The organism is Dolichospermum sp. LEGE 00240, from assembly GCF_015207875.1.
GTDB lineage: Bacteria > Cyanobacteriota > Cyanobacteriia > Cyanobacteriales > Nostocaceae > Dolichospermum > Dolichospermum gracile.
Window position 1 is genome coordinate 17,264 of the sequence record NZ_JADEVZ010000041.1, and the last position, 26,460, is coordinate 43,723.

The 26,460-nt window shown below is 39.4% G+C and carries 26 protein-coding genes and 1 tRNA gene; 17 read left to right on the plus strand and 10 right to left on the minus strand.

The genetic code is table 11. The annotated features are described in order from the left end of the window. Window positions 1-27: 27 nt before the first annotated feature. Window positions 28-1,623 (minus strand): methionine--tRNA ligase, encoded by a 1,596-nt coding sequence (gene metG, locus IQ226_RS14555; protein ID WP_193896455.1) that lies wholly within the window; start codon window positions 1,621-1,623, stop codon window positions 28-30. Window positions 1,624-2,266: 643 nt separating this feature from the next. On the opposite strand from metG, the gene IQ226_RS14560 reads away from it, so the two are divergent. Beyond that, window positions 2,267-3,112 carry an alpha/beta fold hydrolase gene (locus tag IQ226_RS14560; protein ID WP_193896457.1) on the plus strand — a complete coding sequence of 282 codons (846 nt, stop codon included), beginning with the start codon at window positions 2,267-2,269 and terminating at the stop codon, window positions 3,110-3,112. Window positions 3,113-3,317: 205 nt separating this feature from the next. Here the strand turns inward: IQ226_RS14560 and IQ226_RS14565 are convergent, their stop codons facing one another. From IQ226_RS14565 to IQ226_RS14585, 5 genes are all read right to left on the minus strand, one after another. Then, window positions 3,318-3,707 carry a DUF1815 family protein gene (locus IQ226_RS14565; RefSeq protein WP_193896459.1) on the minus strand — a complete coding sequence of 130 codons (390 nt, stop codon included), beginning with the start codon at window positions 3,705-3,707 and terminating at the stop codon, window positions 3,318-3,320. Between the two features lie 1,056 nt (window positions 3,708-4,763). Beyond that, entirely contained in the window at window positions 4,764-5,147 is a 384-nt protein-coding gene (locus tag IQ226_RS14570; RefSeq protein ID WP_193896461.1) for a type II toxin-antitoxin system VapC family toxin, read from the minus strand. Then, window positions 5,144-5,341, minus strand: a complete 198-nt coding sequence (locus IQ226_RS14575; protein ID WP_193896463.1) for a hypothetical protein — start codon at window positions 5,339-5,341, stop codon at window positions 5,144-5,146. The genes IQ226_RS14570 and IQ226_RS14575 overlap by 4 nt, the downstream gene beginning before the upstream one ends. Before the next feature lie 1,073 nt (window positions 5,342-6,414). After that, a complete protein-coding gene (locus tag IQ226_RS14580; RefSeq protein WP_228039452.1) occupies window positions 6,415-6,729 on the minus strand; it encodes a type II toxin-antitoxin system VapC family toxin in 315 nt (104 codons plus the stop codon). Next, window positions 6,729-6,989: a hypothetical protein gene (locus tag IQ226_RS14585; protein ID WP_193896465.1), complete on the minus strand. Its 261-nt coding sequence runs from the start codon at window positions 6,987-6,989 to the stop codon at window positions 6,729-6,731. The genes IQ226_RS14580 and IQ226_RS14585 overlap by 1 nt, the downstream gene beginning before the upstream one ends. A gap of 561 nt (window positions 6,990-7,550) precedes the next feature. Here IQ226_RS14585 and IQ226_RS14590 point away from each other — a divergent pair. Both IQ226_RS14590 and IQ226_RS14595 read left to right on the plus strand, forming a co-directional pair. Beyond that, window positions 7,551-8,162: a hypothetical protein gene (locus tag IQ226_RS14590; RefSeq protein WP_193896467.1), complete on the plus strand. Its 612-nt coding sequence runs from the start codon at window positions 7,551-7,553 to the stop codon at window positions 8,160-8,162. 137 nt (window positions 8,163-8,299) lie between these two features. Continuing rightward, window positions 8,300-9,478: a bifunctional 2-polyprenyl-6-hydroxyphenol methylase/3-demethylubiquinol 3-O-methyltransferase UbiG gene (locus IQ226_RS14595; RefSeq protein ID WP_193896499.1), complete on the plus strand. Its 1,179-nt coding sequence runs from the start codon at window positions 8,300-8,302 to the stop codon at window positions 9,476-9,478. Here the strand turns inward: IQ226_RS14595 and IQ226_RS14600 are convergent. Next, window positions 9,475-10,143, minus strand: coding sequence for a hypothetical protein (locus tag IQ226_RS14600; protein ID WP_228039453.1), 669 nt, complete (start codon window positions 10,141-10,143; stop codon window positions 9,475-9,477). The two genes, IQ226_RS14595 and IQ226_RS14600, sit on opposite strands and share 4 nt — an antisense overlap. Beyond that, on the minus strand, window positions 10,140-10,607 hold the full coding sequence (locus IQ226_RS14605; protein ID WP_193896471.1) for a type I restriction enzyme HsdR N-terminal domain-containing protein: 468 nt from the start codon (window positions 10,605-10,607) through the stop codon (window positions 10,140-10,142). The genes IQ226_RS14600 and IQ226_RS14605 overlap by 4 nt, the downstream gene beginning before the upstream one ends. A gap of 290 nt (window positions 10,608-10,897) precedes the next feature. Here IQ226_RS14605 and IQ226_RS14610 point away from each other — a divergent pair, with 290 nt between their 5' ends. The 8 genes from IQ226_RS14610 to IQ226_RS14645 all read left to right on the plus strand — a co-directional run bounded on the left by IQ226_RS14610 (window position 10,898) and on the right by IQ226_RS14645 (window position 17,418). After that, window positions 10,898-11,383, plus strand: a complete 486-nt coding sequence (locus IQ226_RS14610; protein ID WP_193896473.1) for an ATP synthase subunit I — start codon at window positions 10,898-10,900, stop codon at window positions 11,381-11,383. Between the two features lie 93 nt (window positions 11,384-11,476). Beyond that, entirely contained in the window at window positions 11,477-12,232 is a 756-nt protein-coding gene (atpB, locus tag IQ226_RS14615) for a F0F1 ATP synthase subunit A (protein ID WP_193896474.1), read from the plus strand. A 169-nt stretch (window positions 12,233-12,401) separates the two neighbouring features. Continuing rightward, window positions 12,402-12,647 carry an ATP synthase F0 subunit C gene (gene atpE, locus IQ226_RS14620; RefSeq protein ID WP_013192016.1) on the plus strand — a complete coding sequence of 82 codons (246 nt, stop codon included), beginning with the start codon at window positions 12,402-12,404 and terminating at the stop codon, window positions 12,645-12,647. 321 nt (window positions 12,648-12,968) lie between these two features. Beyond that, window positions 12,969-13,400 (plus strand): F0F1 ATP synthase subunit B', encoded by a 432-nt coding sequence (locus tag IQ226_RS14625; protein WP_193896476.1) that lies wholly within the window; start codon window positions 12,969-12,971, stop codon window positions 13,398-13,400. Between the two features lie 246 nt (window positions 13,401-13,646). After that, window positions 13,647-14,201, plus strand: a complete 555-nt coding sequence (locus IQ226_RS14630; RefSeq protein WP_193896478.1) for a F0F1 ATP synthase subunit B — start codon at window positions 13,647-13,649, stop codon at window positions 14,199-14,201. Then, window positions 14,198-14,752: an ATP synthase F1 subunit delta gene (gene atpH / locus IQ226_RS14635; RefSeq protein WP_193896480.1), complete on the plus strand. Its 555-nt coding sequence runs from the start codon at window positions 14,198-14,200 to the stop codon at window positions 14,750-14,752. Before IQ226_RS14630 ends, atpH begins: the two co-directional genes overlap by 4 nt. A gap of 85 nt (window positions 14,753-14,837) precedes the next feature. Further along, window positions 14,838-16,358 (plus strand): F0F1 ATP synthase subunit alpha, encoded by a 1,521-nt coding sequence (gene atpA / locus IQ226_RS14640; protein WP_193896482.1) that lies wholly within the window; start codon window positions 14,838-14,840, stop codon window positions 16,356-16,358. Between the two features lie 112 nt (window positions 16,359-16,470). Further along, window positions 16,471-17,418: a F0F1 ATP synthase subunit gamma gene (locus IQ226_RS14645; RefSeq protein ID WP_193896484.1), complete on the plus strand. Its 948-nt coding sequence runs from the start codon at window positions 16,471-16,473 to the stop codon at window positions 17,416-17,418. Window positions 17,419-17,792: 374 nt separating this feature from the next. Here IQ226_RS14645 and IQ226_RS14650 read toward each other — a convergent pair. Next, window positions 17,793-17,864, minus strand: a tRNA-Thr gene (locus IQ226_RS14650). Window positions 17,865-18,093: 229 nt separating this feature from the next. Here IQ226_RS14650 and argF point away from each other — a divergent pair. The 5 genes from argF to IQ226_RS14675 all read left to right on the plus strand — a co-directional run bounded on the left by argF (window position 18,094) and on the right by IQ226_RS14675 (window position 22,165). After that, window positions 18,094-19,014: an ornithine carbamoyltransferase gene (argF, locus tag IQ226_RS14655; RefSeq protein WP_027403744.1), complete on the plus strand. Its 921-nt coding sequence runs from the start codon at window positions 18,094-18,096 to the stop codon at window positions 19,012-19,014. 221 nt (window positions 19,015-19,235) lie between these two features. Beyond that, window positions 19,236-19,841, plus strand: coding sequence for a transcriptional repressor LexA (lexA, locus tag IQ226_RS14660; protein WP_027403745.1), 606 nt, complete (start codon window positions 19,236-19,238; stop codon window positions 19,839-19,841). Between the two features lie 86 nt (window positions 19,842-19,927). After that, complete coding sequence (locus IQ226_RS14665) at window positions 19,928-21,409, plus strand: DNA phosphorothioation system restriction enzyme (RefSeq protein ID WP_193896486.1); 1,482 nt, start codon at window positions 19,928-19,930, stop codon at window positions 21,407-21,409. 89 nt (window positions 21,410-21,498) lie between these two features. Further along, window positions 21,499-21,732: a hypothetical protein gene (locus IQ226_RS14670; RefSeq protein WP_193896488.1), complete on the plus strand. Its 234-nt coding sequence runs from the start codon at window positions 21,499-21,501 to the stop codon at window positions 21,730-21,732. Then, window positions 21,722-22,165 (plus strand): PIN domain-containing protein, encoded by a 444-nt coding sequence (locus IQ226_RS14675; protein ID WP_193896489.1) that lies wholly within the window; start codon window positions 21,722-21,724, stop codon window positions 22,163-22,165. The genes IQ226_RS14670 and IQ226_RS14675 overlap by 11 nt, the downstream gene beginning before the upstream one ends. A gap of 37 nt (window positions 22,166-22,202) precedes the next feature. On the opposite strand, the gene IQ226_RS14680 is transcribed toward IQ226_RS14675, so the two are convergent. Next, on the minus strand, window positions 22,203-22,409 hold the full coding sequence (locus tag IQ226_RS14680) for a hypothetical protein (RefSeq protein ID WP_193896501.1): 207 nt from the start codon (window positions 22,407-22,409) through the stop codon (window positions 22,203-22,205). 1,373 nt (window positions 22,410-23,782) lie between these two features. Here IQ226_RS14680 and topA point away from each other — a divergent pair. After that, window positions 23,783-26,428, plus strand: coding sequence for a type I DNA topoisomerase (topA, locus tag IQ226_RS14685; protein ID WP_193896492.1), 2,646 nt, complete (start codon window positions 23,783-23,785; stop codon window positions 26,426-26,428). Window positions 26,429-26,460: the final 32 nt, after the last annotated feature.

A 26,460-nucleotide genomic window follows, 5' to 3' on the forward strand; every position in this document is an offset into this window, starting at 1 on the left:
AAATTCGCAGTTCCCAAAATGAATCTTTTATTTTGATGTTTCTATCCGTTTAAAAACTGGTTTTGGTGTTCCCAATATTTGTTGATCGGATAATATTCCCCAGGTGGAGTGGGTACAAAAAGGAGCTAAAATTGCACTTTCCTTTTGTTCATTGAAATTAATCCCCCAGCCTAATTGCTGATAAATATCACTACTGATATTAGGAATAATTGGGGAGAGAAGATAAGCTGCTAGTCTGACAGATTCTAGAACCGCATATAGCACCATTTCCACTTCTGACTGTTTACCTTGTTTATATAATGACCAAGGAGCTTGATCATCAATAAATTTATTACTGGCTTGTACCAGAGATAAAACATAGTGACAGGCTTCATTAAAAGCTAATGCTGTGTATGCTTGTTTCACCCTTTCTCCCAACTGTAACCCCATTGCTTTCAAAGGATTTTCAATGGGAATAGCTGATTGGTTAATGGACGGTACTTGACTAGCACAGTATTTCTTCACCATGTTTAAAGTCCGATTTAACAAATTACCTAAATCATTCGCTAAATCTGCATTCAAAACATTAATGAACCTTATTTCATTAAAATCGCCATCCTTCCCAAATTCGATTTCCTTAAGGAAGTAATAACGAACGGCATCACTACCATAATTTTCCACTAAAGTAATAGGATCAAGGGTGTTACCTAAAGTCTTCCCCATTTTTTGACCATCTTTAGTTAGGAAACCATGTCCAAATACCCTGTCTGGTAAAGGTAAACCTGCGGACATCAACATTGCGGGCCAGTACACAGCATGAAAGCGTAAAATATCTTTACCAATCAAGTGCAGGTTAATCGGCCACCATGCTTGTAAAGCATTAGCTAAGGTTGGTTCTGCATCTGGTTCTAACAATGCTGTTACATAACCCAGCAAAGCATCAAACCATACATACAATGTATGTTGAGAATCCACAGGGACAGGAAAACCCCAATCCAGATTTACCCGGGAAATTGAAAAGTCCTGTAAACCTTGAGCGACAAAATTGAAAACTTCATTTCGTCTGCTGACAGGCTGGATAAAATCTGGGTGGGATTGGTAAAACTCCTCTAACTGGGTTTGATACTTAGATAAGCGGAAAAAATAGTTCTGCTCATCTCGCCACTCTACTTGTTTGTTAGTATGGATGGGACAGTGTTTGTCTGCAAGTAAATCCCGTTCTTCCTTAAACTCTTCACAGGAAACGCAGTACCAACCTTTTTGTTCTCCTTGGTAAATGTCGCCATTTTCCCAAACTCGCTGAAAAAACTCTTTAACTATCCCTTGGTGACGAGGCGCTGTAGTCCGACTAAAGCGATCATATTGAATGTCGAGTAAATCCCACAGGTTAATAAAACTGGGAACGATTTCATCACAGAAATCTTGTGGTGGTTTTCCTAAATTTGCTGCTGAACGCTGAATTTTTTGCCCGTGTTCATCCGTACCTGTAATTAGTAGCACTTGATGTCCCTGTAAGCGATTAAATCTGGCGACTACATCCGCTGCTATAGTTGTATAAGCACTGCCAATATGCGGAACATCGTTGACATAGTACAATGGTGTGGTCAGTGCAAAAGTCTTTTCTGTTTTATTCACAAGATTCATGGACTATAAAAGCAAATTATTAATCAGTTTTCTCTATTAATAATCTAGATGATTTAGACAAAACTACGTAATTATATAACATTGCTACTGTTTTTTTCAAACTCCTGGCGATGGATAACAAGTTTATGGACTGAAGAATTGTTTAATTACTTCTATAAATCCATCTGATTTTTAACTAAATCAGAGAAAGTATTTACTAATAATCATGGTAAAACCTGTTTCTTTCCTTAGTAGTTACAGAGAATACACTAACTGAAACTCTAGCAATATAACTAATTGCGTGGATAATTGACCAAACTGTTAGTTTCAATTTTGAATAATTTACTAGGTTGTTGTTGGAGAAGTTCCTAATTTAGTGAGCCTTATTTGAGAATTCTCAATTCGTTAATTATGAAAATAACTATTAAAAATTTACTCAAAGCATTTAGCTAATGTCTAGGGACTGAATGCTGAATCACATACTTATATATGATGAATACAAATTGCGATAAATTCTGTAATTATGGTTTCAGAGTGGATGATTTTTTATCTGGAAAGGTTGATTTTAGACAGATGACAAAAGATAAAAATTTCGTCACAATCTCTATCTGGATAAGGGAAAGGGTACAGTTAAAGATAGAGTAGATGAATAAAAATAAGTAAAATGCCAGCAGTTGATCCTCAACCTTGTTTTTTAACGCCAAATCCAGTACAATCAAACTCTCCCTTATTTGTCTATTTGCCAGGTATGGATGGGACTGGTGAGTTATTGCAATCTCAAATCCCAGGGTTAGCCTCTGGTTTAGATATTCGTTGCTTGTCCATACCCAAAAACTGTCTGGCCACTTGGGATGTTTTAGCGAAGAATGTTTTGGACTTGGTTCACGCTGAGTTGGAAAAAAGCTGTCAACGGACAATATATCTATGTGGTGAATCTTTTGGTGGTTGTTTAGCAATACAAGTCGCAATCCAGTCACCGCAGTTATTTAAGCGTATTATCTTAATTAATCCTGCTTCGGCTTTGCAGCAGCAATCTTGGTTTAATTGGATATCCCCGGCTACTCAGTTTGTGCCATCATTTCTATTTAATGTTGGTGCGTTGGGTTTGTTACCGTTTCTAGCATCATTAGAACGGATTTCTCCAAGCGATCGCCATACACTACTTACAGCTATGCGTTCCCTCCCATCAGAAACCGTAAATTGGCGCTTATCCCTACTGCGAGATTTCCAGGTTGATAGCAAAGAGCTACAACAGCTAACACAACCAATTTTACTCATTGGCAGTGGTAGCGATCGCTTATTACCCTCTGTGAGTGAAATCAACAGATTGGCAAATATTTTCCCCAATACCCAGTCGTTCATCCTACCACATAGTGGTCACGCCTGCTTACTAGAGAAAGATGTCAATCTCTATCAAATTCTCAAAGACAATGATTTTTTAGAAGTTAATATTAATGTACCAAAAATTATCAAATCAACGGACAGCCCTATCTTCACCAAGTCTATCTGAAACCTGGTCATATTCAGTATAGGGTCAAGATACAGCAAGTTTTACTCCTGATTCGGTGACTCCTGAATTTTGCTGTGTGTAGCTTGCTTCCGAAAGGGTCTTGCCCTTATAATGTGTGGTTCTACAGAGATATTCTAGGCCTATCTTCATCCTCTCACAGGTAACAGAAAATAGCAGCCTGAAATACCAAGATAGTGTCAGGAGATTATCGGTGAGTTTTCATACTTCCCACTGCATTCTGTAAGATCCGTTTACTCTTCGCAGATGAATGCTCAGTATCCTTAGAGTTTCGCATCGCCTCTTTAACAAGGGTAGCTAGTTCCTCTAACTGATTAATCGCTTCTGCACCCTCTAACTTCATTAACTCTCGATCATCACGCATTTCTGTCCAAGTAATCCCATAATCAGATACTAAAAACCGGATTAAATGATTATCGCCTAAGCTGACCATAAAAGATGCACTGTTCATTTGGTCGCCGCAAGTATAACAAGAAGCTGGATAACCATACCTCTCTAGTACAACTGCTAAAGCTTGCAAATTCATTACCAAATCTTGAACAAATTGTCTATGCTCGTTTGCTAATCTTAAAAACACTTGTCCCTCCAGACACCACAGTCATTTGAGTTTATTTTATATTTTCTTTAGATTTTCTCATGAACTGGTATTGTAGAATAGTTTTTACAATTTTTGGTGTTTCATGAGTTCGTTAGTTAGTTAACTCGTCCAGGTTAGTAGATAACGATTCTTAAAGAAGTATCAAACTATTCAATTTATCAGGTAGTTATCACAGACTTAGTTACTAAAATTCACATTTTGGCTTTCTCGGTCTGTCAGAACTATACTTGATAAAATTGAGACCTTATCAGCCTAACTTAAATTCGTTTATAGTCAAGTTCGTTAAACCTATATATGGCACTATTACAGGTGATGTAGAGCCACATTAAGATGATTTATTCAGTCTAACGCTTATTTTCGTTCCTTGTGTTTTTATCTCCATCTTAAATAAGCCTCAGATCATATAACATAGATTGAGATTAACACAAGTGTTGAATATACTTAATTAGGGGTTGCTGAAAAAGTTATCTGTGATAGCGCAGCGTGACGTGAGTCAGGAGTCAGGAGTCAGGAGGAAGAATTAGAAGAAGATCAGAATAGTCTTGAATTTGGTCAAGTGATAGGGTTTCGGTAGTTTCAACGCTTATTCCTTGCACTTGTTTCACCTTTTTTACCTTCCAACTCTTGATATATCTCAGTTCTAAGTTTATTCCGCAAACCCTAATTAATGTATAGTCTTGCATACATTTTGACACCTTCCCTAATACTGCTGTTAGCATTACGAAAGCTGATTTGATTATTTGAAGAACTATAGAAATTCTAAATTTTGCCAAAGCAAATATTGATTGTTTATAAATTTAGGTCATGTTGTCAGAATCAGGGTAACCATGATTAGAGGATTTACAGGATGGTTATTGCAAAATTTATTTAGTCCGTTTTAACGGACTTTAGCTATGAGACTGGGAATTTATTCCCAGGCGGGTGATGATGCTTCACGAAGCATAGTATTTTGTCAGAATCAGGATAACCAGGATTAGAGGATTTACAGGATGGTTATTTGATAGTTAATGGCTGTTGTTTTATCGTCCCCCATTATCAACTAACAAAAGGATTTTCAATCTTTAGTCCAGTAATTCCTTTAAAATCACCGACATTTCTTGTTACTAAAAATGCGTCTTGATTTATTGCTGTAGCGGCGATAATTGCATCAGGAAGTTTAATTTTATATTGTCGTTTGATTTGGATTGTCTGATTTTCAATTTCTCGTAACAATGAAACTGTGTTAAACTGGGATAGTAAATCTTCAATGGACTGTTGCTCTTCTTTTGATAAGCCGACAAAACTCAGTAATTCAATGCGGATAATTGGTGAAACTAGAATTTCGTGCAAATTCAAAAACTCTTCTGTAAACCATGAATTAACTGTTATATCATCGGCTAAATAGTAAATAAAAATATTGGTATCATAAACATATTTCATTCTTCCCATTCCTGACGCAGAGTATCTAAATGATCTAACATTGCTGCTTTTTTATGCTTTAAAATTCCTTTGGCTTGAATAATTTTTTCATAGTCTTTTTTCCAATGTAATAGCATGGATTCAGGTACATCTACTGTAATTGAATCTTCATCTTGAGATACAAGATAATGTCTTGGTATTTTGATTAATGGCATAGTTTTATGCTCCTGTTTCTCTCAATTCAGATTGTAACATATTGTCTGATAGCGTAGCGTAAGCCATATCAGGATAACCAGAATTATAAGATTTACAGGATAATTAATTGCATTCACAATATTTTTAGCTATTAATACTTTGAGGATGAATAATTGTAATTTCGGTAACATTCCTGAGATTGAGAATTTGCAAATCTAAGAACAATATTGGTATCCAGTAAATATCTTTTCATATTCCTCTCTCATCATAAATATTTTCTCGACGCAGTGCTTCATCTGATAGGGTAATACTACTTTGAGGAAATTGAGATAACCATTCTTGAAATTGTGCTACTTTTTCTGCTGATGTTAAATTTTGCTGTTCTGCTGAGGGAATTATATTTCTAGGACTTACGCATTGACAGGATCAACCAAATATGAGGTATGGGTTTTGGGCATTTTAACGTGATTTTTTGATTATTTTTGAGCGATAGCGAAGCGCTGCTGCAAGCAGTTCGCTATTGAACAGAAGTTAATCGCCTAAAGCCTGAAACGACGGATTTTCGTTCATTCACATCATGGTTAATTTGTATAGTGCGTAAGTCCTAATTATTTATGTCATTTACTAAGTTATAGGCAATATTACACTATATATTAATTATAAACTCTAAACTGCTAAATTATTTTAGTCCGTTTTAACGGACTTTCGCTATGAGACTGGGAATTTATTCCCAGGCGGGTAATGATGCTTCATGAAGTATAATATTTTGTCAGAATCAGGATACCCAGGATTATAAGCTGTTGTGCATTTAGTTTGTATAATTCTAGCGGGCAAGATGCCCGCACTACAAAGTTCAAGTAAATTATGGTTATCAAATTTAGCTGCGTAACAGCTTAGGATTTACAGGATTGTTATTTGATGGTTGATAGATGAGACTCATGTATTTATTCTTACATCTCACTTCATAAATATTCGTTTTTCTCTATACTAATCATCAACACCTAACCAATAATTAAACAATCACATCCTCTACATCCTCAAATCCTGGACATCCTGATTCTGACAACCACAACATTCACCACACAACAAAAAATTATCCAATCACATCCTGTACATCCTTAAATCCTGGACATCTTGATATGGCTTTACCAAATTTTAAAAATGCTGCACTTGCTAATTGTGCCTGTTCTACAGTAAAAGGTACAATAGTTATAGACAATGCTGCAATTAATAAACTCAAATTTTCTACACCTTGCTGACCATGTTTAGTACCTAAAACAATGGATGCTTCCACATAACCTGGAGAAGAAAGTAAACATTCTGCACTTTCGTTAATAAGTTCAATAAATATCAATTCTTCAGGTTCAGCATAAATAATTGCCATAATAGCAGAAGTATCAATAACCATTATTCTGGGATTCCAAACTCGTTATAACCAATAATTTCATCAGGAGTTCTGCTATCAAGAACTGGTAAATTTCTAATCTGATGACAAATACTCCGAACAAGATTAATATCAATTTTATTCTCTTGGCGATTTGGTAAGGAAATAGGATGAGCTTGATATAAAAGTTTTCCTGTTATTTCCATTCCGGCAAAATTTGGGGGAAGTTTCAGATATAAACAACCATTTTCATCTACACGAGCATCAAAATTAATTTGTTGCATTGTCTTTTCTGATCAATTTAATTACGGAATTTTTGATTTTACCTCTATTCCGATTGTAACATATTGTCTGAATCAGGATAACCAGGATTATAGGATTTACAGGATGGTTATTTGATGGTTAATGAGTATTAACTTAATATTTTGTCTGAATCAGGATAACCAGGATTAGAGGATTTACAGGATTGTTATTCGATGGTTAATGACTCAGTTTATAATATTTTGTCTGAATCAGGATAACCAGGATTAAAGGATTTACAGGATTGTTATTTGATGATTACTAGACGTGAATCATGTATTGATTATTACATTAATTTCATAAAAATTAACCTTTCTTCATACTAATCATCAACACCTAACCAATAATTAAACTTAACTTAAATGGACTAGGAAAAGAACAATTAATCAAAGCCTGTCAAGGATTAAGTCGGGCGAGAATTAGAAGAGTTTTAGCTGCCGCTTTAGCAGCAAAAGGACAAGTCAACGAAACAGATATTGATAGAGTTTTAGAAGAGAAGAAACAAGCGGTTAGACAAACAGGAATCTTAGAATTTTACACATATTATGAGTGTCAATAGTAAAACTCAAATAGCTAAAAGTCGTATATATCCTGATGATTTGAAAGAATTTCCCGTTAAAAATATTTCTTTAGAAGAACAACAGCCATTTATTGATTATGTTAATCATTTAATAGAATCGAATTTGAATTTATATACATTGACACAATTAGGACATAAAATTAAGTTCGATTATAGTGATAGTGATCCAACAATCGAAGTTAATTTTCGGCAAGTTTTTGAAAGTCTAAATTTACCTTGTTGGAATTTTTTAAACGCAGAACCGCACAGATTTGAAATTATCGGTGAACGTAATCAAAGTATCACGAAAATAAAAGTAAAAGATGATAAACTTTTAAATGGTCGTCAAGAATGCCTATCTTCAGAAAGTACAATGGTTTTAGAATTTCTGAAAATTTATCTTCAACAATATGAAAAACGGGGCTTAACTTGGACAGATTTAATCCAGGAAGGTAAAATACCTAAAACAGATGAATATATCCAGCAAATATTCGATGAATGTACTCGGTTACAAACAGCAATAACTGATACCATTTCTGATATTCGTTCAACTTATAAACAATTGGATGAGATGGTAAGTCAGTTATATGAACATTAGTGTTATTGCGGAATCAATACCCATAGCCATTAACAGTAACGGTTTAGTATTGCTAAACCCTACGAATAGACAGAATTTATTTTTTGCCCAAAATCCCCCCATCAGCTAAACTCAGAGATGCTGAGTTACTCCTAATCATGTCCGACTCCCAAGTAAGTGCTGCTGTTGCGAAACTCTACGATACCTACCCTTTCCCCCCCGAACCTATCCTCGACGAACCACCACCAGGTTACAATTGGCGTTGGAATTGGTTAGCTGCTTATAGCTTCTGCACAGGTAGAAAACCGCAAAGGCAAGATATCCACATTTTAGATGCTGGTTGTGGTTCAGGAGTCGGCACAGAATATTTAGTACATCTCAACCCCCAAGCGCAGGTAGTGGGCATAGATTTAAGTGCTGGTACATTAGAAGTCGCAAAAAAACGCTGTCAAAGTTCCGGTGCTGACCGTGTGGAATTTCATCACTTAAGTATCTATGATGTGGAACAAATTCCCGGACAATTTGATTTAATAAATTGTGTTGGGGTGCTTCATCATCTCCCAGATCCCATTCGTGGTATCCAAGCATTAGCGAAAAAACTCACTCCAGGTGGACTAATGCACATTTTTGTGTATGGAGAACTGGGAAGATGGGAAATACAACTTATGCAAAAGGCGATCGCTCTTCTTCAAGGTAACAAAAAAGGCGACTATCGTGATGGTGTCGAAGTCGGACGACAAATATTTGCTTCCCTACCAGAAAACAACCGCATTGTCAAGCGGGAAAAAGAAAGATGGTCAATGGAAAACCAGCGAGATGAATGTTTCGCCGATATGTACGTCCATCCCCAGGAAACAGACTACAATATTGATACATTGTTTAAATTCATAGACGCTTCCGAATTAGACTTTGTAGGTTTTTCCAATCCCGGATTTTGGCAACTAGAAAAGCTGCTAGAAAAAGCCCCAGAACTAATTGAACGAGCATCTGAACTCACAGAACGTCAACGTTACCGTTTGATAGAATTACTGAATCCTGAAGTAGCACATTACGAATTTTTCCTCAGTCGTCCTCCCCTACCCAAAACCGACTGGTCAGCAGATAACACATTATTAGCAGCCATACCTGAACTTAACCCTTGCATAGATGGGTTTCCCAGTCAATGCTTATTTAACTATGATTACCAAATAGTTAACTTATCAACAGCCGAATTTGAGTTTATGCAAAAATGTGATGGTAAATCTACCGTAGCAGAGATTTTAACCACAGTGCAGTTTGATTTACATGGAGTCAGAAGTCTTTTGCAACAACAAATGATCTTACTGACACCCGATTAATTAGAAGAGAACCAAACTTCGGGAAGTTCATCTACATCTTCCACCAAAAAATCTCGATACACCCAGATTCGAGAAGCATTGTAGAGATCATTAAGAATAGGTTTTAATACCCCATTTTTATCCCAAGGTTGAAGATCAGAATCTAGTTCACAAAAACCTACCCATGAATGTCCTTGTTGCTGCAAATCCTCAGCCCTGACAAGGATTGCAGCCAATACAGCCATATCATAAGGTTTTAGGGAAGTATCCATTGCCCCAATAGAAACTTGCCGTTCTAGCATAGACTCTGAAAGAGGAAAAACATTCAAATTTGGATGCTGGGCTAATTCTCTCAATCTTTCTGGGACTTTTGTTAATTCATTTGTAACTAATCCATCAAACTTATCAAAGACTCGAAACGCTGCATTAGCGTCTTCTGTAGTCAGTTTCCCTTGTCTTTTAGCCCATTGGACAAATTTACGTAGATCGTTAGAATCATTACGTGGAGTAAATCGTCGGGGTATAGTTTCACGTGCTTCTGTGAGGCAGATAGCAGGTAAATGTAACTCAAACTCTCCAGCTTCCGCAAGTTCAAGTAATTGAGCCGCTTGGGGAGTCTGTAAATGTTCAGGTTTAAGAATATCTACAACCCAGTTTGTTTCGACAAAAACCGCTTGAGGCTTCATTTTGCAACTTTGCTCCACCTTGGTCCACCAGCCCTGACTTCACCAAGTCGTAGAAGATTGATTATCCGTCCGCCAAACAAATTTCTCAAATCATCTGGTAAACTGTCTATACTAGTTTGCAATTTCAATTTCTCTAGCCATCGCTGAACTTGTGATTCAAACTCAAGGTAAGGGTTTCCCCTCCATTGCTCATCTACTGGTGGTAATAAGTAATTTGGAAGTCTTGCTTCACCAACTACGCGAATTGATGAACCCTGAGAATCATCAAAAGAATCTCGTAGGACAATAACACGCTCTCCCGCCACAAGCAAACCAAGAGAGCAACCAAGCTCAATCATGTAGCGTTTTAGCTGATTCATAGCATATTGACCTTGCTCTCTGACATCATTGAGTTTTACTTCAACAATCATCAAATATTCTCCATCTGGGCTGGTGACGATAATATCTGGATGTGATGTTTTCATAGAAATATCGAAATATTGAACTTGAGTTCATGAACAAATATGATTGTTCTGCCATATTGACTAACATTCTAGCCCAAGTCGAGCTAGACTTAGACGCAGTAAGACACCTCCTCAAACAACAACAACTCTTACTAAACCCCACCGAGAGGGAGTAACAGCAAAGGGAAAAATTAATTCTTTCTCCTGAACTCCTGAACTCCTGACTCCTGACTCCTGACTCCTCAAAAAATAAGTTAATTGTTTTTTTCTAAAGTAGTGTTACCGGATCGTGATATGATTCAACTGACTGAATGTGCAGTCATCTCATATTAGCTGTACTGGTTTCAAGTCTCGTGAGCTTGTCAGAAGAATCAATTGCACCGACTCAGACAACACAACAAGATGAGGAATCTGGTTTTGCTCAAACAGAACCAGTAAACTCTTCCATGCAAGAGTTCTATCAACTCTATCAGAAGTTGCTAGTAATCACACTTGTGTTGACGGGGATTATTTTTATCTCTGTGTGGATTTTTTATTCCTTAAACATAGCCCTAAATTATTTGATTGGGGCGTGTACAGGTGTGGTTTACTTAAAAATGCTGGCTAACGATGTCGAGAGACTTGGTGGTGAAAAACAAAGTTTGAGTAAAAATCGTTTTGCTCTGATCATGATACCGATTATATTGGCGAGTCAATGGCATCAGCTACATATCCTGCCGATATTCTTGGGATTTCTCACCTACAAAGCTACCCTCCTCATCTATATGGTGCAAACTGCATTCATTCCTGAAGCTTAAAGGGTGTAGGGGTAAAGTACAGTGCTAAACCTCTACAGACTACAGACAATCCTCCAATCCTCGATTTTTGGGGAAAAACCTTGAAGAACGCCCATGCTTAGTGTATTAAACGCTTTTAACGCTTTTCCCCTCGCCGAATTAGAAGTAGGTCATCACTTCTTGTGGCAACTGGGCAGTCTCAAAATACATGGGCAAGTATTTCTCACCTCATGGTTTGTGATTGCTATCCTAGTAATAGCATCACTAGCTGCCACCAGAAACGTCCAAAAAATTCCTAGAGGCATCCAAAATTTGATGGAATATGCCCTAGAATTTATTCGGGATCTAGCGAAAAACCAACTCGGAGAGAAAGAGTATCGCCCCTGGGTACCATTTATTGGTACGCTATTCTTGTTTATCTTCGTATCAAATTGGTCAGGAGCATTAATTCCCTGGAAGCTAATTAAATTGCCTTCTGGTGAACTAGCAGCCCCTACCAACGACATCAATACAACAGTCGCATTGGCATTGTTAACCTCTTTAGCGTATTTTTACGCTGGATTTAGCAAGAAAGGTTTAGGCTACTTTAAGAAATATATTGAGCCAACACCAGTTTTATTGCCAATTGCTATTCTCGAAGATTTCACCAAACCCCTCTCCCTAAGCTTCCGTCTATTTGGAAATATATTGGCGGATGAATTAGTAGTGGCGGTATTGGTATTGCTTGTGCCTCTCTTTGTGCCTTTGCCAGTAATGGCGTTGGGTTTGTTTACTAGTGCCATTCAAGCCCTAGTATTTGCTACCCTAGCCGGGGCGTATATTCATGAAGCCTTAGAGGGACACGGCGAAGAAGGACATGAGGAGCATTAACGCCCTCAGTTGATCGCACAGTATGGCTTGCGCCACTTTGCACTATCAGACGAGCAGACTTGCTCAAAATATCGCTTAGGCGACTTAAGAAGCTAGTGTAGTGTAAAAACACAAATCTAGTTCGTTACGTACATTTGTAATTTTTGTAGTTAAAGCAAGGAAAATCGTCATGGATCCATTAGTACAAGCTGCCTCAGTTCTAGCTGCTGCTCTCGCTATCGGTTTAGCTGCAATTGGACCTGGTATTGGTCAAGGTAATGCAGCAGGTCAAGCAGTAGAAGGTATTGCACGTCAGCCCGAAGCAGAAGGCAAAATTCGCGGCACACTACTTTTAACATTAGCCTTCATGGAATCCTTGACAATTTACGGTTTGGTAATTGCCTTGGTATTGCTATTCGCTAACCCTTTTGCCTAAGACCGAAAAAGTTTTGTTAGTGTAGAGACGTGAAAGATGTCACACGATTTTGGATTTTAGATTTACGATTTTGGATTTACGTTAGCGAAGCGTACGCAGCGCAGCGAGTATGTTTCCGTCTTGAAGGACAGGGTTTATACCAAATTTTTTGAATCTAAAATCTAAAATTCCCTGTTACAGACAGCGAAAAGCTAGACATCTACACGCCTCTACAAACTGGCAACTTATTGATCATTGGTGAGAACGGGATTCGTAAAATTATCACAGGCTGGATCATCTTACTAGCCAAGAAAATTAGTATTCCAGCCAAAGAGGAGAGAAATGTTTGATTTCGATGCTACCTTGCCATTGATGGCATTGCAATTCCTGTTGTTGGCAGCTTTGTTGAATGCAATTTTCTACAAGCCTATGACTAAGGTATTGGATGATCGGGATAATTATGTCCGTACCAATAACCTTGATGCTCGCGATCGCTTGGCTAAAGCTGAAACCTTAGCAAAAGAGTATGAGCAGCAACTGTCATCTGCGCGTAAGCAGTCTCAGTTGACTATAGAAGCTGCCCAGAATGAAGCTAAGAAAATTACGGCAGAAAAAATAGCCCAAGCCCAACAGGAAGCACAAGCTCAACGCGAACAAGCTGCTAGGGAAATAGAGCAACAAAAGCAAGCAGCTATGGCTACCCTAGAAACGCAAGTTGATGCCCTCAGCAACCAGATTCTAGAAAAACTATTAGGACCTGCTTTGGCGAAATAATATAGCAGGAGTCAGGAGTCAGAAGTCGGGAGTCAGGAGTAAAACCCGTTTGTGGTCAGAGTTCCATGATGAGTTGATTTTCTTGCTACCTGGGCGATGGTTATATGACCAAATTGGTGCTACGAAAGCATAAACACTTAAGGGTATTTGCCTAGAAAGTGGTGAAATTTAGGTGTCCAAAAAATTGGCACTTTTTTCCCTATCGGGAAAAATTAAGGAATTACCAAGCGAGCAGCGCACTTGTAGATGGGTAACATGGGCAATATTTTATTACTTGCCGCAGAAGCTGTTCACTCTGAAATGGCAGAAGGCGGTTTCGGTCTAAACCTAGACATCCTGGAAACCAATCTAATTAACTTAGTAATTCTGATTGGCATACTATTCTACTTTGGACGCAAAGTTTTAACTAATATCTTGAATGAAAGACGCTCTAATATTGAAAGCGTTATTCAAGATGCGGAAGGACGCTTGCGGGAGGCTCAAACTTCTTTGGCTAAAGCCCAAGGACAGTTAACCCAAGCACAGCAAGAAGCACAGAGAATCACTCAAGTAGCTGAACAAAATGCTCAAGCTGCTAAAGAGGCTATTTTAGCTAAGGCGAATCTGGATGTAGCCCGGTTGAAAGAAACCGCAGCATCGGATTTGAATGCAGAACTAGAAAAAGCGATCGCCCAACTTCGACAAAAAGTAGTTGTACAAGCACTGCAAAAAGTGGAAGGACAACTCAAGGGTGGTATTAGCGCAGATGCTCAACAAACTTTAATTGATCGTAGCATCGCACAACTGGGAGGCGAGATATGAAAAGTGATGCAGCTACCGCTGAAATATCTCAGCCTTATGCACAGGCATTGTTATCCATTGCTCAATCTCAAAACTTAACAGAAGAAGTTGGGGGAGACGCACGGACATTTATTGGCTTATTAACAGGGAGTCAAGAACTCACTAACTTTTTAAGCAATCCCTTTGTGAAGCCAGAGAACAAGAAAACTGTTCTCAGACAATTACTTGGGGAAGGTGTAAACCCCTGCCTACGTAACTTTTTACTGCTGTTAGTTGACAGAAGACGCATTGCTTTCTTAGAACCAATTTTAGAGCAGTATTTGGCGCTCTTACGCCAGCTAAATCAAACTGTATTGGCTGAAATTACTTCTGCGGTTCCCCTCACAGAAACCCAACAGCAAGCAATTACAGAAAAGGTAATTACTCTGACCAAAGCTGTAAGAGTGGAATTAGCCACCAAAATAGACAGCGATTTAATTGGTGGTGTAATTATCAAAGTTGGTTCTCAAGTAATTGACGCTAGTTTGCGTGGTCAACTACGTCGTCTCTCTTTGCGTTTAAGCAGTAACTAGGAAGTTCTGATAAATGTCAGTAGTCAATAAAAACAAATGACAACTGACAAATGACAACTGACAACTGACAACTAACAACTGACAAATGAGCATTTCCATTAGACCTGACGAAATCAGCAGCATCATCCAACAACAAATCGAGCAATATGACCAAGAGGTTAAAGTTGCTAACGTTGGTACAGTGCTACAAGTAGGTGACGGTATTGCCCGGATTTATGGCTTGGAAAAAGCTATGGCTGGGGAACTCCTAGAATTTGAAGATGGCACAATTGGTATCGCCCAAAACTTAGAAGAAGATAACGTTGGTGCGGTATTGATGGGCGAAGGTCGGAGTATTCAAGAAGGTAGCTCTGTAACCGCTACTGGTAGAATTGCCCAAGTAGGCGTAGGTGACGCTCTCATTGGTCGCGTTGTTGATGCTTTGGGTCGTCCTATTGATGGTAAAGGTGATCCTAAAACTACTGAAACTCGGTTAATTGAATCCCCAGCCCCTGGGATTATTGCCCGTCGGTCTGTACATGAACCGATGCAAACAGGGATTACCGCTATTGACTCCATGATTCCTGTAGGCCGTGGTCAACGGGAATTAATCATTGGCGATCGCCAAACAGGTAAAACAGCGATCGCTATTGACACCATCATCAACCAAAAAGGTGAAGATGTAGTTTGCGTTTACGTTGCTGTGGGACAAAAAGCTTCCACCGTTGCTAACGTAGTCCAAACCCTACAAGAAAAAGGCGCGATGGATTACACAGTAGTTGTTGCTGCTAACGCCAGTGACCCAGCTACCTTGCAATTCCTCGCTCCCTACACAGGCGCTAGTATTGCTGAGTATTTCATGTACAAAGGCAAAGCGACCTTAATCATCTATGATGACCTTTCCAAGCAAGCTCAGGCTTATCGCCAAATGTCCTTGCTCCTCCGTCGTCCACCCGGTCGGGAAGCTTATCCTGGAGACGTATTCTACATTCACTCTCGCTTGTTGGAACGTGCTGCTAAACTCAGCGATGAATTAGGTAAAGGTAGCATGACTGCATTACCTATCATTGAAACCCAAGCTGGTGACGTATCCGCATACATTCCTACCAACGTAATTTCCATTACCGACGGTCAGATTTTCTTGTCTTCTGACTTGTTTAACTCTGGTATCCGTCCCGCTGTAAACCCTGGTATCTCAGTATCCCGTGTAGGTTCTGCGGCCCAAACCAAGGCAATGAAAAAAGTTGCCGGTAAGATTAAATTGGAATTGGCGCAATTTGACGACTTACAAGCTTTCGCTCAATTCGCTTCTGATTTAGATAAAGCCACCCAAGATCAGTTGGCGCGTGGTGTGCGTTTACGGGAACTCTTAAAACAGCCCCAAAACGATCCTCTCTCCGTAGCTGAACAAGTAGCGGTTCTTTACGCTGGTATTAATGGTTATTTAGATGACATCGCCGTTAATCAAGTAACTACCTTTGCTAAGGGTTTACGTGATTACTTGAAAAATGTTAACACCGCTTATTACCAAGCAGTACAAGGTACAAAAGTCCTCGGTGATGCAGAAGAAGTTTCTTTGAAAGCAGCACTAACCGAGTTCAAAAAGACCTTCCAAGCAGCAGCGTAGGGGAGAGTACAGGTAACAGGTAATAGGTAGTGGGTAATAGGTAATAGCAATAACTTTTACCCAATTACCAATTACCAATTACCAATTACCAATTACCAATGACCTAAAAATTATGGCTAATCTCAAATCAATACGCGATCGCATCCAGTCGGTCAAAAACACCAAAAAAATCACGGAAGCCATGCGGCTTGTAGCAGCGGCGAGAGTCCGTCGCGCTCAAGAACAAGTAATTGCTACCCGTCCCTTTGCGGACCGTTTGGCGCAAGTATTGTATGGCTTGCAAACCAGACTGCGGTTTGAAGATGTTAACCTCCCCCTACTGAAAAAACGTGAAGTTAAAACAGTAGGTTTGTTGGTAATTTCTGGCGATCGGGGTTTGTGTGGTGGTTACAACGGTAACGTCATCCGTCGTGCCGAAAATCGTGCCAAGGAACTCCAAGCTGAAGGCGTAAACTATACTTATGTATTGGTTGGTCGCAAAGCTACTCAATACTTCCAACGACGGAATCAGCCTATTGATGCTACCTACAGCGGTTTAGAACAAATTCCTACCGCCGCAGAAGCGACAAATATTGCTGATGAACTACTTTCTCTCTTCCTTTCGGAAAAAGTAGACCGGATTGAGCTAGTTTATACAAAATTTGTCTCCTTGGTTAGTTCCCGTCCCGTCATCCAAACCCTTCTACCTTTGGATACCCAAGGTTTAGAAGCAGCGGATGATGAAGTTTTCCGTTTAACTACCCGTGGTGGTCAATTCCAAGTAGAACGGGAAAAGGTAGCTAGTACAGTGACAGCCTTACCTAGTGACATGATTTTTGAACAAGATCCAGTGCAAATTCTGGATTCTTTGTTGCCATTATATCTGAGCAATCAGCTATTAAGAGCGTTACAAGAATCAGCAGCTAGTGAATTAGCCGCACGGATGACAGCAATGAGTAACGCCAGCGATAACGCCGGTGAATTGATTAAAAGTCTATCTTTGTCTTACAACAAAGCCCGTCAAGCCGCAATTACCCAGGAACTTCTGGAAGTTGTCGGTGGTGCGGAAGCGTTGACTTAATTTGGTGATTGGTGGTTGGTGATTGGTAGAATTAACCATAGCCAATCATCAGTTATTAATAATAATGTGATAATTTATGATATTTTTCTTCATATTTTTCACGAGCATCTACAAATCAGGATAAATGTTTAACATTGGTAGTAGCAACAATTACTTGATTTCCATTTAATTCTTCTATTTTTGCTTGTGCTGCTAAAATAACAAATTTTATCTGTGTCGTTGATAAAGTGAAGATTCACCATGGGATGGAATACTGGTATTGTATGGTGCGTTAATGAAATGTAACGCACCACTCTTATAATTACTTTGTTGCGATCTCACTTCCTACATCTCCAAAATGCGATCGCAAACCACACTAACAAAAAATTTCAAAAGGCCAGCAGTTGGATTTGAACCTACGACCTTCCGATTACAAGTCGGATGCACTACCACTGTGCTATGCTGGCGGTTTGGGTAAGAACGTTTTTCATTGTCCCACCGATTCCATATTATAGCATAGGCATATTATTTGTCTAGAGGGTAAACAAAATATTTTTCCAGTTGCCAAGAATCGCTAAAACTAGCTGTCGTGCTGTAGATTGATGCAAAAATATTTGGTACAGTGCAATTGGAGTATTCCTGGTGACACGGCTATACCAAAGCGCAGGAACATTTGTTCTTTATAGATAATCAAGCATGGCAGCATTGATAGGCAGAGATTTATTAAGTCTAGCGGATCTGAGTTCTGAGGAACTGCAAGAACTTCTGGAATTGGCTACTCAACTCAAGTCAGAAAAACTCAAGTTGCATTGTAACAAGGTTCTAGGTTTGTTATTTTCCAAAGCTTCAACACGCACTAGAGTCAGTTTTACAGTCGCAATGTACCAACTGGGCGGACAGGTAATTGATCTCCATCCTAATGTCACTCAGGTGAGTCGAGGAGAACCTATCCAGGATACTGCTAGGGTGTTAGATCGTTATTTAGATGTTTTAGCAATTCGTACCTTTGCTCAACAGGAGTTGGAAACTTTTGCCAAATATGCGAAAATTCCTGTAATTAATGCCCTCACGGATTTAGAACACCCCTGCCAGATATTGGCAGATTTACTCACCATTCAAGAAAAATTTGGCAGTTTGGCAGGTTTAACATTAACCTATGTCGGTGATGGGAATAATGTCGCTAATTCCCTGATGTTGGGTTGTGCTTTGGTGGGAATGAATGTCAGAATCGCTTTTCCGTCAGGATATGCCCCAGATGCAGAAATTGTGGAAAAAACTAGGGAAATAGCTAATAAAAAAACTGAAGTTATCTTGACTCACGATCCTGAAGCAGCAGCAAAAGGTGCATCCGTACTTTATACTGACGTTTGGGCAAGCATGGGGCAAGAAACACAAGCCAATAATCGCTTCCCTGTTTTTCAACCTTATCAAATTTCACAACAATTATTAAGTCTTGCAGATCCAGAAGCAATTGTTTTACACTGCTTACCAGCCCATCGCGGTGAAGAAATTACTGAAGAGGTAATTGAAGGTTCACAATCACGGGTTTGGGATCAGGCAGAAAATCGCCTCCACGCTCAAAAAGCTTTACTTGCAAGTATTCTTGGGGCAAAATAACAGTATTGGTAATGGGTAATTGGTAATTGGTAATGGGTAATTGGTGAAATTCTTATCTGTTCCCTGTTCCCTGTTCCCTATTCCCTGTTCCCCGTTCCTTCCTGTTCCCTATTCCCTATTAGTTACTAATTACCATGAATTTTTAATAAAAACTTGTTAAGGGAAGAATTTTGTAGTACCAATGTTCTAGGGACATTTATTATTTACTTCCCAAAAAAATTATGGAACGTCTCACAGAACCCCAAAAAGAACTATACGAATGGTTGGTAGAATATATCAGGTTGAATCAACATTCTCCATCAATTCGCCAAATGATGGAAGGGATGAATTTGAAATCTCCCGCACCCATTCAAAGTCGGTTAGAACATTTACGCAATAAGGGCTATATTGGCTGGAATGAAGGCAGGGCAAGAACTTTGCGGATAGTTCATCCTGTTAAACAAGGTATACCAATTTTAGGAACTATTGCCGCTGGTGGTTTAATTGAACCGTTCACTGATGCGGTGGAACATTTAGATTTGGCTAATTTATCATTACCTCCTCAAAGCTATGCCTTAAGAGTCGCGGGGGATAGTATGATTGAGGATTTAATAGCAGATGGTGATGTCGTATTTTTGCGCCCTGTAGCCGAACCAAATCAATTAAAAAATGGAACTATCGTCGCGGCGAGGGTGGAAGGACATGGAACAACTTTAAAACGATTTTATCGCCATGATGATCTTGTCACTCTTAAACCTGCAAATCGTAATTATCACCCGATAGAAGTATCAGCAATGCAAGTAGAGGTACAAGGTTCTTTGGTGGGTATTTGGCGTAATTATAACTAAAGAGGGTAATGGGTAATGGGTCATAAATTCTTACCACCAATTACCAGTCACCAATTACCAATCACCAATCACCAATTTGCAAATTTATGTACCTAACGCGAAATGTAGTACCGAAATTGCCTACTTTTAAGCTCAAGTTACCTTATGCGGGGGAGAAAAAGGGCAGTTATCAAGTTAAGAAATCATTACCGGGATGTCCAAAAATGCCTTTATCTCTGCAATTGCGGGGATATCAACGCCAAGCAGTGACCAGCTGGTTTGCTAATCATGGTAGGGGGACATTAAAAATGGCTACTGGTAGTGGTAAGACTATTACTGCATTAGCGATCGCTTGCGAATTGTACCAGCAAATTGGTTTACAAGTCCTGTTGGTGGTGTGTCCCTATCGTCATCTTGTTACCCAATGGGGCAGAGAATGTGGGAAATTTAACTTACAGCCGATTTTAGCATTTGATAATTTACGCAGTTGGCAAAGTCAACTTTCTACACAAATCTATAATTTGTCTTCTGGTTCTCAAGATTTCGTCACGGTAATTACCACTAACTCGACTTTAATTAGTGATGGTTTGCAGACACAACTTAAATATTTTCCGCCAAAAACTTTGATTATTGGTGATGAAGCCCATAATTTAGGCGCACCAAAGTTAGAAGAAAGTTTACCCCGCAATGTCGGGTTACGTCTAGCTTTATCCGCCACACCAGAAAGATATTTTGATGATGATGGCACAGAATCTTTATTAGATTATTTTGGCAATATTCTTCAACCTGAATTTAGCTTACAGGATGCCATTTCTCAAGGTGCATTAGTTCATTATATCTATAACCCTGTATTAGTAGAATTAACAGAAAATGAGAGTATCGCTTATTTAAAATTAACCAAAAAAATTGGGCGTTCTCTGCTTTATCGAGATCGAGATATGGGAGAAATAGGAGATTTTGAAGACAACGAAGATATCAAATCATTATTAATGCAAAGGGCGCGATTAATTGGCACAGCGGAAAATAAATTAATCGCCTTAAAAGAATTAATGTCAACTCGTCGAGAAACTACTCACACACTATTTTATTGTAGTGATGGTTCTCAAGAAATCGGACAACGTTATTCTCTACGCCAACTCAAAGCCGTTTCTCAACTTTTGGGAGGAGAATTAGGTTATAAAGTCAGCACCTACACAGCAAATACTTCTTTAGAAGAAAGGGAAACTTTACGTCGTCAATTTGAAAGTGGAGAATTACAAGGTTTAGTCGCAATTCGCTGTTTAGATGAAGGTGTAGATATTCCCGCAATTCAAACCGCAGTCATTTTATCAAGTTCAGGAAATCCCCGCCAATTTATCCAACGTCGAGGACGGGTTTTACGTCCTCACCCTGGCAAGGAACGGGCAACGATTTTTGATATGATTGTGTTACCACCAGATTTGGATAGAGAAACTATTGAAGTGGAACGGAATTTATTAAAGAAGGAATTAAAGAGGTTTGTGGAATTTGCTGATTTAGCGGATAATGCTGGGGAAGCGAGGATGAAGTTATTAGCTTTGCAAAAACGATATGGGTTATTAGATATTTAATTTTGTGGAAATTTATCAATAGTTATTGACTTTATGTACCAGAAAAAGGTAAGATACTGTTTAGTAAATACTGTTGAGGAGAAAAGGTAATGAAAACAATAGAAACAGTTGTGAATGTTACCCCAGAGCGGCAAATTATAGTGCAATTACCTCCAGATATCCCCGCAGGTGAATATCAAGTAGTTATAGTTCTTAATGAAAGTGTTAAATCAGATCAATTAGTAGTGAAAAATCAAGCAAAAAGGTTTGAATATTCAGATTATCCTGTGGGTTTAGTTGCTGATAATTTCACGTTTCGTAGAGAAGATTTATATGATAGATAAAGCGGTTTTTATAGATACAAATATTCTGATTTATAGCAATTTAGCTTTATCACCATTTCACACACAAGCAATACAAAAATTACAATATTTTGCTGATCAAGATATGGAGATGTGGATTAGTCGGCAAACTTTGCGAGAATATTTATCAGGAATGACAAGACGTAGTGATTTAACTGGAACAATTCCTATTACTTCTTTAGTGGCTGATGTTAAATATTTTAGTAGTTATTTTCATGTTGCTGAAAATACTGCTTTAGTAACTGAAAGATTATTGAAATTAATGACAGAAATCAACATTGGTGGTAAGCAGGTACATGATGCTAATATAGTTGCCACAATGTTAGTCTATGGCATTCCTCGGTTGCTGACCCACAATATAGGCGATTTTGCTAGATTTTCTGAATTAATTACTATCTTATCGTTAGAAAATTAATAAATGAAAATAAATTTTCCAGTCATTACTAATAAACTTACTCATCCTCTAATTGCACACCTTCAATTAGTTTATGAGCAGCTTCAGACATTTCTGTTGTATAAGGTTGTAGTGTATTATCTTTCAATGCTTCTGTGGTAGCAAAATCAAGAAACAGCCGCATTAATAGCGAGTCTTCTGCATCTTCATCATCATGCAATTGAGGAACAATATATTTACCAGCATCACCCCCACCAATCATCATATAACTTTCATCATCAACTTCTAAACTAACTAAAGTTTTAGTATTACCATCTAAATCACAAATAGCTGTTTTAAAATGTAGATGATTTTTAGATGGACAGTTAGCTATTGATCATCCTGTCATCCTTAACAAGCAACTGCACTAAGTATATCTATACTTATTTGAGCCGCTTCTCTAACATCAGGATGGGGGTCTTTTTCCATTTCAACGGGACAATTACCGATTCAAAATTCCCAACTCTGTACGCATAATGTTTTGCTCTCAAGAGCCTCCCATTTCTGGGGTAATGTTAGCTGATGCCTACGGCACGCCGCGCGAACGACCAGTTATCAGAGCTTTTTAGACTTGCAACACTGTTTCTGTTACCTTAAAACTGTTTAATTGCAAATGACAGAGCAGGGAACTAGTGAAGCAGCGCGGTCTTGGGGGTTTCCCCCATGAGCGACTGCTGAACCCCGGAGGGGCTTCGCATTCCGGGGTGTCGTGACTCAAATAACGGCTACCATGAGAGTAAACTCAGGGTGGTCTGGTCAGTATGGCTTGCTTGATTTCTCTTACAAGCCCAGTCCCTTTAGGGCTGGGTTACTGACTAATCTTATATCAATTATCTCTAACTTGGGACTATTGACAGAATTGCTTCTATCTTAACTTGTGACCAATGGTGTGGCATCTAGGTTCGCCCTGGGTGCTTATTCAGCAAGCCCTACTTAAAGGGGATATACGGATGTAAAGACGCAGGTTATTAGCTCCTGGCCTTATCTAACTCAGAGGTGGGACTCTCCGGTCAACTTTCGGTCTGCCCGACCGTAGTTGCATGACTGCAAGTCCTATTGAGGATGAAAATTTTTTGTTTCAAAATTCTGATTCGTCTAGTGCCTATAAATCTCTTACCTACTGCTTGTTGAAACTAGAACAATGCAGTAGAACCCCATAGATTTAATTGTCAAGGTACAGACTACCGTTAGGCAGTTAGGTTTTTATACAGGTTGATTACTTTTCCTGTCAATTGAGATTATAACATCAAATATAATCAACTTATCACTGGGGATAAATCCCCTCTTACAGCTTTCATCCCCGGATGAAAAGACATTGACCCCTAAAAATTTTGGGGATTTTTAGGGATCAATTCCGGGGTTTTTAGCCTATCTTCTTATAAGTTAAGGATGGAGATGACTGACAAATTGACTCTCAAAGGTTGCTTCCAGCATTCTCATGCCTAATCACCGCACCTGAAGTTGATAAAATTCCCCCCTGTTGGGTAGTTTGTGTAAGGATACAATCACTGCTGAGGCGTGGTATTTCACCTTGACATTTCGCAAAAATTAACCCAACTTAACTATTTAGCTGCATAGCTATTATTCTTTTAAATTTCCATGTCAACTCTCGTTATCGTCGAATCTCCCACAAAAGCTCGTACCATTCGCAACTACCTACCAAAAGACTATCTGGTAGAAGCTTCAATGGGTCATGTCCGTGACCTTCCCCAGTCGGCCAGTGAAATTCCCGCAGCCGTTAAAGGGGAAAAATGGGCGCAGCTTGGGGTCAATGTAGAAGCCGACTTTGAACCGATTTATGTAGTTCCCAAAGACAAAAAGAAAATTGTCACTCAGCTTAAAGAAGCCCTCAAAGGTGTAACTGAACTGATTTTAGCAACTGACGAAGACCGGGAAGGTGAAAGCATTAGTTGGCATTTATACCAATTGCTCAAGCCCAAAGTGCCAACAAAGCGCATGGTCTTTCATGAAATTACCAAGGAAGCCATTCAAAAAGCTTTGAAAGACTGCCGTAATATTGATGAGCAAGTAGTTCGCGCTCAAGAAACTCGAAGAATTTTAGACCGGTTAGTAGGATATACCCTATCACCGCTACTGTGGAAAAAAATTGCCTGGGGATTATCCGCTGGGCGAGTGCAATCTGTAGCAGTGCGACTATTAGTGATTAAAGAACGCCAACGTCGGGCTTTCCATGAAGGAACATACTGGGATTTAAAAGCTAGTTTAGAACAGGAAAAAAGTCCATTTAGCGCGGTTCTGGTGACTCTTGGCGGCACGAAAGTTGCCACAGGCAGCGATTTTGACTCAACAACGGGCAGAATTACCGCAGGCCGCAATGTCATTTTACTTAATGAAGAGCAAGCGGAAGCTCTGAAAGCCCGCATAGAAGGGAAAATCTGGACAGTGACGGATATGGAAGAACGTCCTGTCACCCGCAAACCTGCGCCACCGTTCACTACTTCTACACTGCAACAAGAATCTAACCGCAAGTTACGCTTATCGGCACGGGATACGATGCGGGTGGCTCAGAATTTGTATGAGCAAGGGTATATTACCTATATGCGGACAGATTCAGTACATTTGTCCGACCAAGCGATTACCGCTGCCCGTGCTTGTGTGGAGCAAAAATACGGAAAAGAATACCTCAGTCCCCAGCCTCGACAATACACAACTAAGTCTAAAGGCGCACAAGAAGCTCACGAAGCCATTCGTCCCGCTGGTAGTAGTTTCCGCACACCCCAAGACACAGGTTTAGCTGGACGAGAATTTGCTGTTTATGATTTGATTTGGAAGCGCACCGTCGCCTGTCAAATGGCTGACTCTCGCCAAACTCAGGTTACTGTACAAATCCAAGTGGAGGACGCTGGTTTTCGTTCCTCTGGTAAGCGGATAGATTTTCCTGGCTACCTCCGCGCTTATGTGGAAGGTTCGGATGATCCTGAAGCCGCTTTAGAAGATCAAGAAGTAATTTTACCTGCACTGAAGGTTGGTGATCATCCCCAATGTCATGAACTGGCGGCGGTAGACCATGAAACCCAACCTCCTGCCCGTTACACTGAAGCAACTTTGGTGAAAACCTTAGAAAGTGAAGGCATTGGTCGTCCTAGTACCTACGCCAGCATTATTGGCACAATCATTGATAAAGATTATGCTCAGTTATTGAATAATGCTCTAATTCCTACTTTCACGGCTTTTGCTGTGACTGATTTACTGGAAAAACATTTTCCAGATATTGTTGACCCTAGTTTTACTTCTAAAATGGAGCAAACCTTGGATGAAATTTCCACGGGTGAAGCTCAATGGCTACCCTACTTAAAGAAATTCTATCTTGGTGAACAAGGTTTAGAAACTTTGGTGAGGGAAAGAGAAACAGAAATTGATGCCGGCAAAGCTAGAACTGTAGAACTAGAAAATTTAGATGCTAAAGTCCGTATTGGTAAATATGGCCCTTACATTGAAGTTACCAATGGTGAGGAAGTAATTACCGCTTCTATTCCTAAAAACCTGACTCCGGCTGACCTTGATCCTAAACAGGTGGAAATTCTCCTCAAACAAAAAATTGTGGGACCTGACCAAGTTGGTCGTCACCCAGAAACTGGAGAACCTATTTATATCAAGATTGGTACTTATGGACCTTATGTGCAGCTAGGCGATAAGACCGAGGAAAATCCTAAACCCAAACAAGCTTCTTTCCCCAAGGGTGTGACACCGGAAACACTCACTTTGGATATGGCTGTTGGTTTGTTATCTCTTCCCCGCGCTTTGGGAACTCACCCGGAAACTGGTGGCAAAGTCCAAGCGAGTTTAGGAAGATTTGGTCCCTATGTTGTCCATGATCAAGGAAAAGAGGGAAAAGATTATCGTTCTCTCAAATCTACTGATAATGTCTTGACAATTTCTTTAAATCGTGCTTTAGAATTATTGGCAGAGCCGAAAAAGGGTCGGGCTGCTGCTAAGGGTAAGTCTAAGGAAGCTTTACGGGAGTTGGGTACACATCCAGAAGATGATGCACCAGTTAATATCTATGATGGTCCTTATGGTCCTTATATTAAACATGGGAAAACTAATGCCAGTATTCCTGAAGGTGAGTCAGTGGAAAATATAACTTTGTCTACAGCTATTGAATTACTTTCAGCTAAAGCATCTACAAAATCTACAAGGAAAACTACTAAATCAACCACTACTAAGTCAACTACTACTAAATCAACAAAGACGAGAGCGAAAAAGACAGACGCAGCAAGTTAGGGCAGGGAGCAGGGGGCAGGGGGGCAGGGAGC

Bases quoted from the DNA above. Each gene is read 5' to 3' on its own strand.
- atpH (WP_193896480.1), top strand. From the start codon at position 14,198: ATGAAAAGTGATGCAGCTACCGCTGAAATATCTCAGCCTTATGCACAG.
- atpB (WP_193896474.1), top strand. From the start codon at position 11,477: ATGCTTAGTGTATTAAACGCTTTTAACGCTTTTCCCCTCGCCGAATTA.
- IQ226_RS14560 (WP_193896457.1), top strand. From the start codon at position 2,267: ATGCCAGCAGTTGATCCTCAACCTTGTTTTTTAACGCCAAATCCAGTA.
- IQ226_RS14665 (WP_193896486.1), top strand. From the start codon at position 19,928: ATGTACCTAACGCGAAATGTAGTACCGAAATTGCCTACTTTTAAGCTC.
- IQ226_RS14630 (WP_193896478.1), top strand. From the start codon at position 13,647: ATGGGTAACATGGGCAATATTTTATTACTTGCCGCAGAAGCTGTTCAC.
- IQ226_RS14625 (WP_193896476.1), top strand. From the start codon at position 12,969: ATGTTTGATTTCGATGCTACCTTGCCATTGATGGCATTGCAATTCCTG.
- topA (WP_193896492.1), top strand. From the start codon at position 23,783: ATGTCAACTCTCGTTATCGTCGAATCTCCCACAAAAGCTCGTACCATT.
- atpE (WP_013192016.1), top strand. From the start codon at position 12,402: ATGGATCCATTAGTACAAGCTGCCTCAGTTCTAGCTGCTGCTCTCGCT.
- IQ226_RS14590 (WP_193896467.1), top strand. From the start codon at position 7,551: ATGAGTGTCAATAGTAAAACTCAAATAGCTAAAAGTCGTATATATCCT.
- IQ226_RS14610 (WP_193896473.1), top strand. From the start codon at position 10,898: ATGTGCAGTCATCTCATATTAGCTGTACTGGTTTCAAGTCTCGTGAGC.
- IQ226_RS14675 (WP_193896489.1), top strand. From the start codon at position 21,722: ATGATAGATAAAGCGGTTTTTATAGATACAAATATTCTGATTTATAGC.
- IQ226_RS14575 (WP_193896463.1), bottom strand. From the start codon at position 5,341: ATGCCATTAATCAAAATACCAAGACATTATCTTGTATCTCAAGATGAA.
- IQ226_RS14595 (WP_193896499.1), top strand. From the start codon at position 8,300: ATGTCCGACTCCCAAGTAAGTGCTGCTGTTGCGAAACTCTACGATACC.
- IQ226_RS14680 (WP_193896501.1), bottom strand. From the start codon at position 22,409: ATGATGATTGGTGGGGGTGATGCTGGTAAATATATTGTTCCTCAATTG.
- IQ226_RS14605 (WP_193896471.1), bottom strand. From the start codon at position 10,607: ATGAAAACATCACATCCAGATATTATCGTCACCAGCCCAGATGGAGAA.
- IQ226_RS14645 (WP_193896484.1), top strand. From the start codon at position 16,471: ATGGCTAATCTCAAATCAATACGCGATCGCATCCAGTCGGTCAAAAAC.
- IQ226_RS14580 (WP_228039452.1), bottom strand. From the start codon at position 6,729: ATGGTTATTGATACTTCTGCTATTATGGCAATTATTTATGCTGAACCT.
- atpA (WP_193896482.1), top strand. From the start codon at position 14,838: ATGAGCATTTCCATTAGACCTGACGAAATCAGCAGCATCATCCAACAA.
- lexA (WP_027403745.1), top strand. From the start codon at position 19,236: ATGGAACGTCTCACAGAACCCCAAAAAGAACTATACGAATGGTTGGTA.
- IQ226_RS14670 (WP_193896488.1), top strand. From the start codon at position 21,499: ATGAAAACAATAGAAACAGTTGTGAATGTTACCCCAGAGCGGCAAATT.
- argF (WP_027403744.1), top strand. From the start codon at position 18,094: ATGGCAGCATTGATAGGCAGAGATTTATTAAGTCTAGCGGATCTGAGT.
- IQ226_RS14585 (WP_193896465.1), bottom strand. From the start codon at position 6,989: ATGCAACAAATTAATTTTGATGCTCGTGTAGATGAAAATGGTTGTTTA.
- IQ226_RS14570 (WP_193896461.1), bottom strand. From the start codon at position 5,147: ATGAAATATGTTTATGATACCAATATTTTTATTTACTATTTAGCCGAT.
- metG (WP_193896455.1), bottom strand. From the start codon at position 1,623: ATGAATCTTGTGAATAAAACAGAAAAGACTTTTGCACTGACCACACCA.
- IQ226_RS14600 (WP_228039453.1), bottom strand. From the start codon at position 10,143: ATGAAGCCTCAAGCGGTTTTTGTCGAAACAAACTGGGTTGTAGATATT.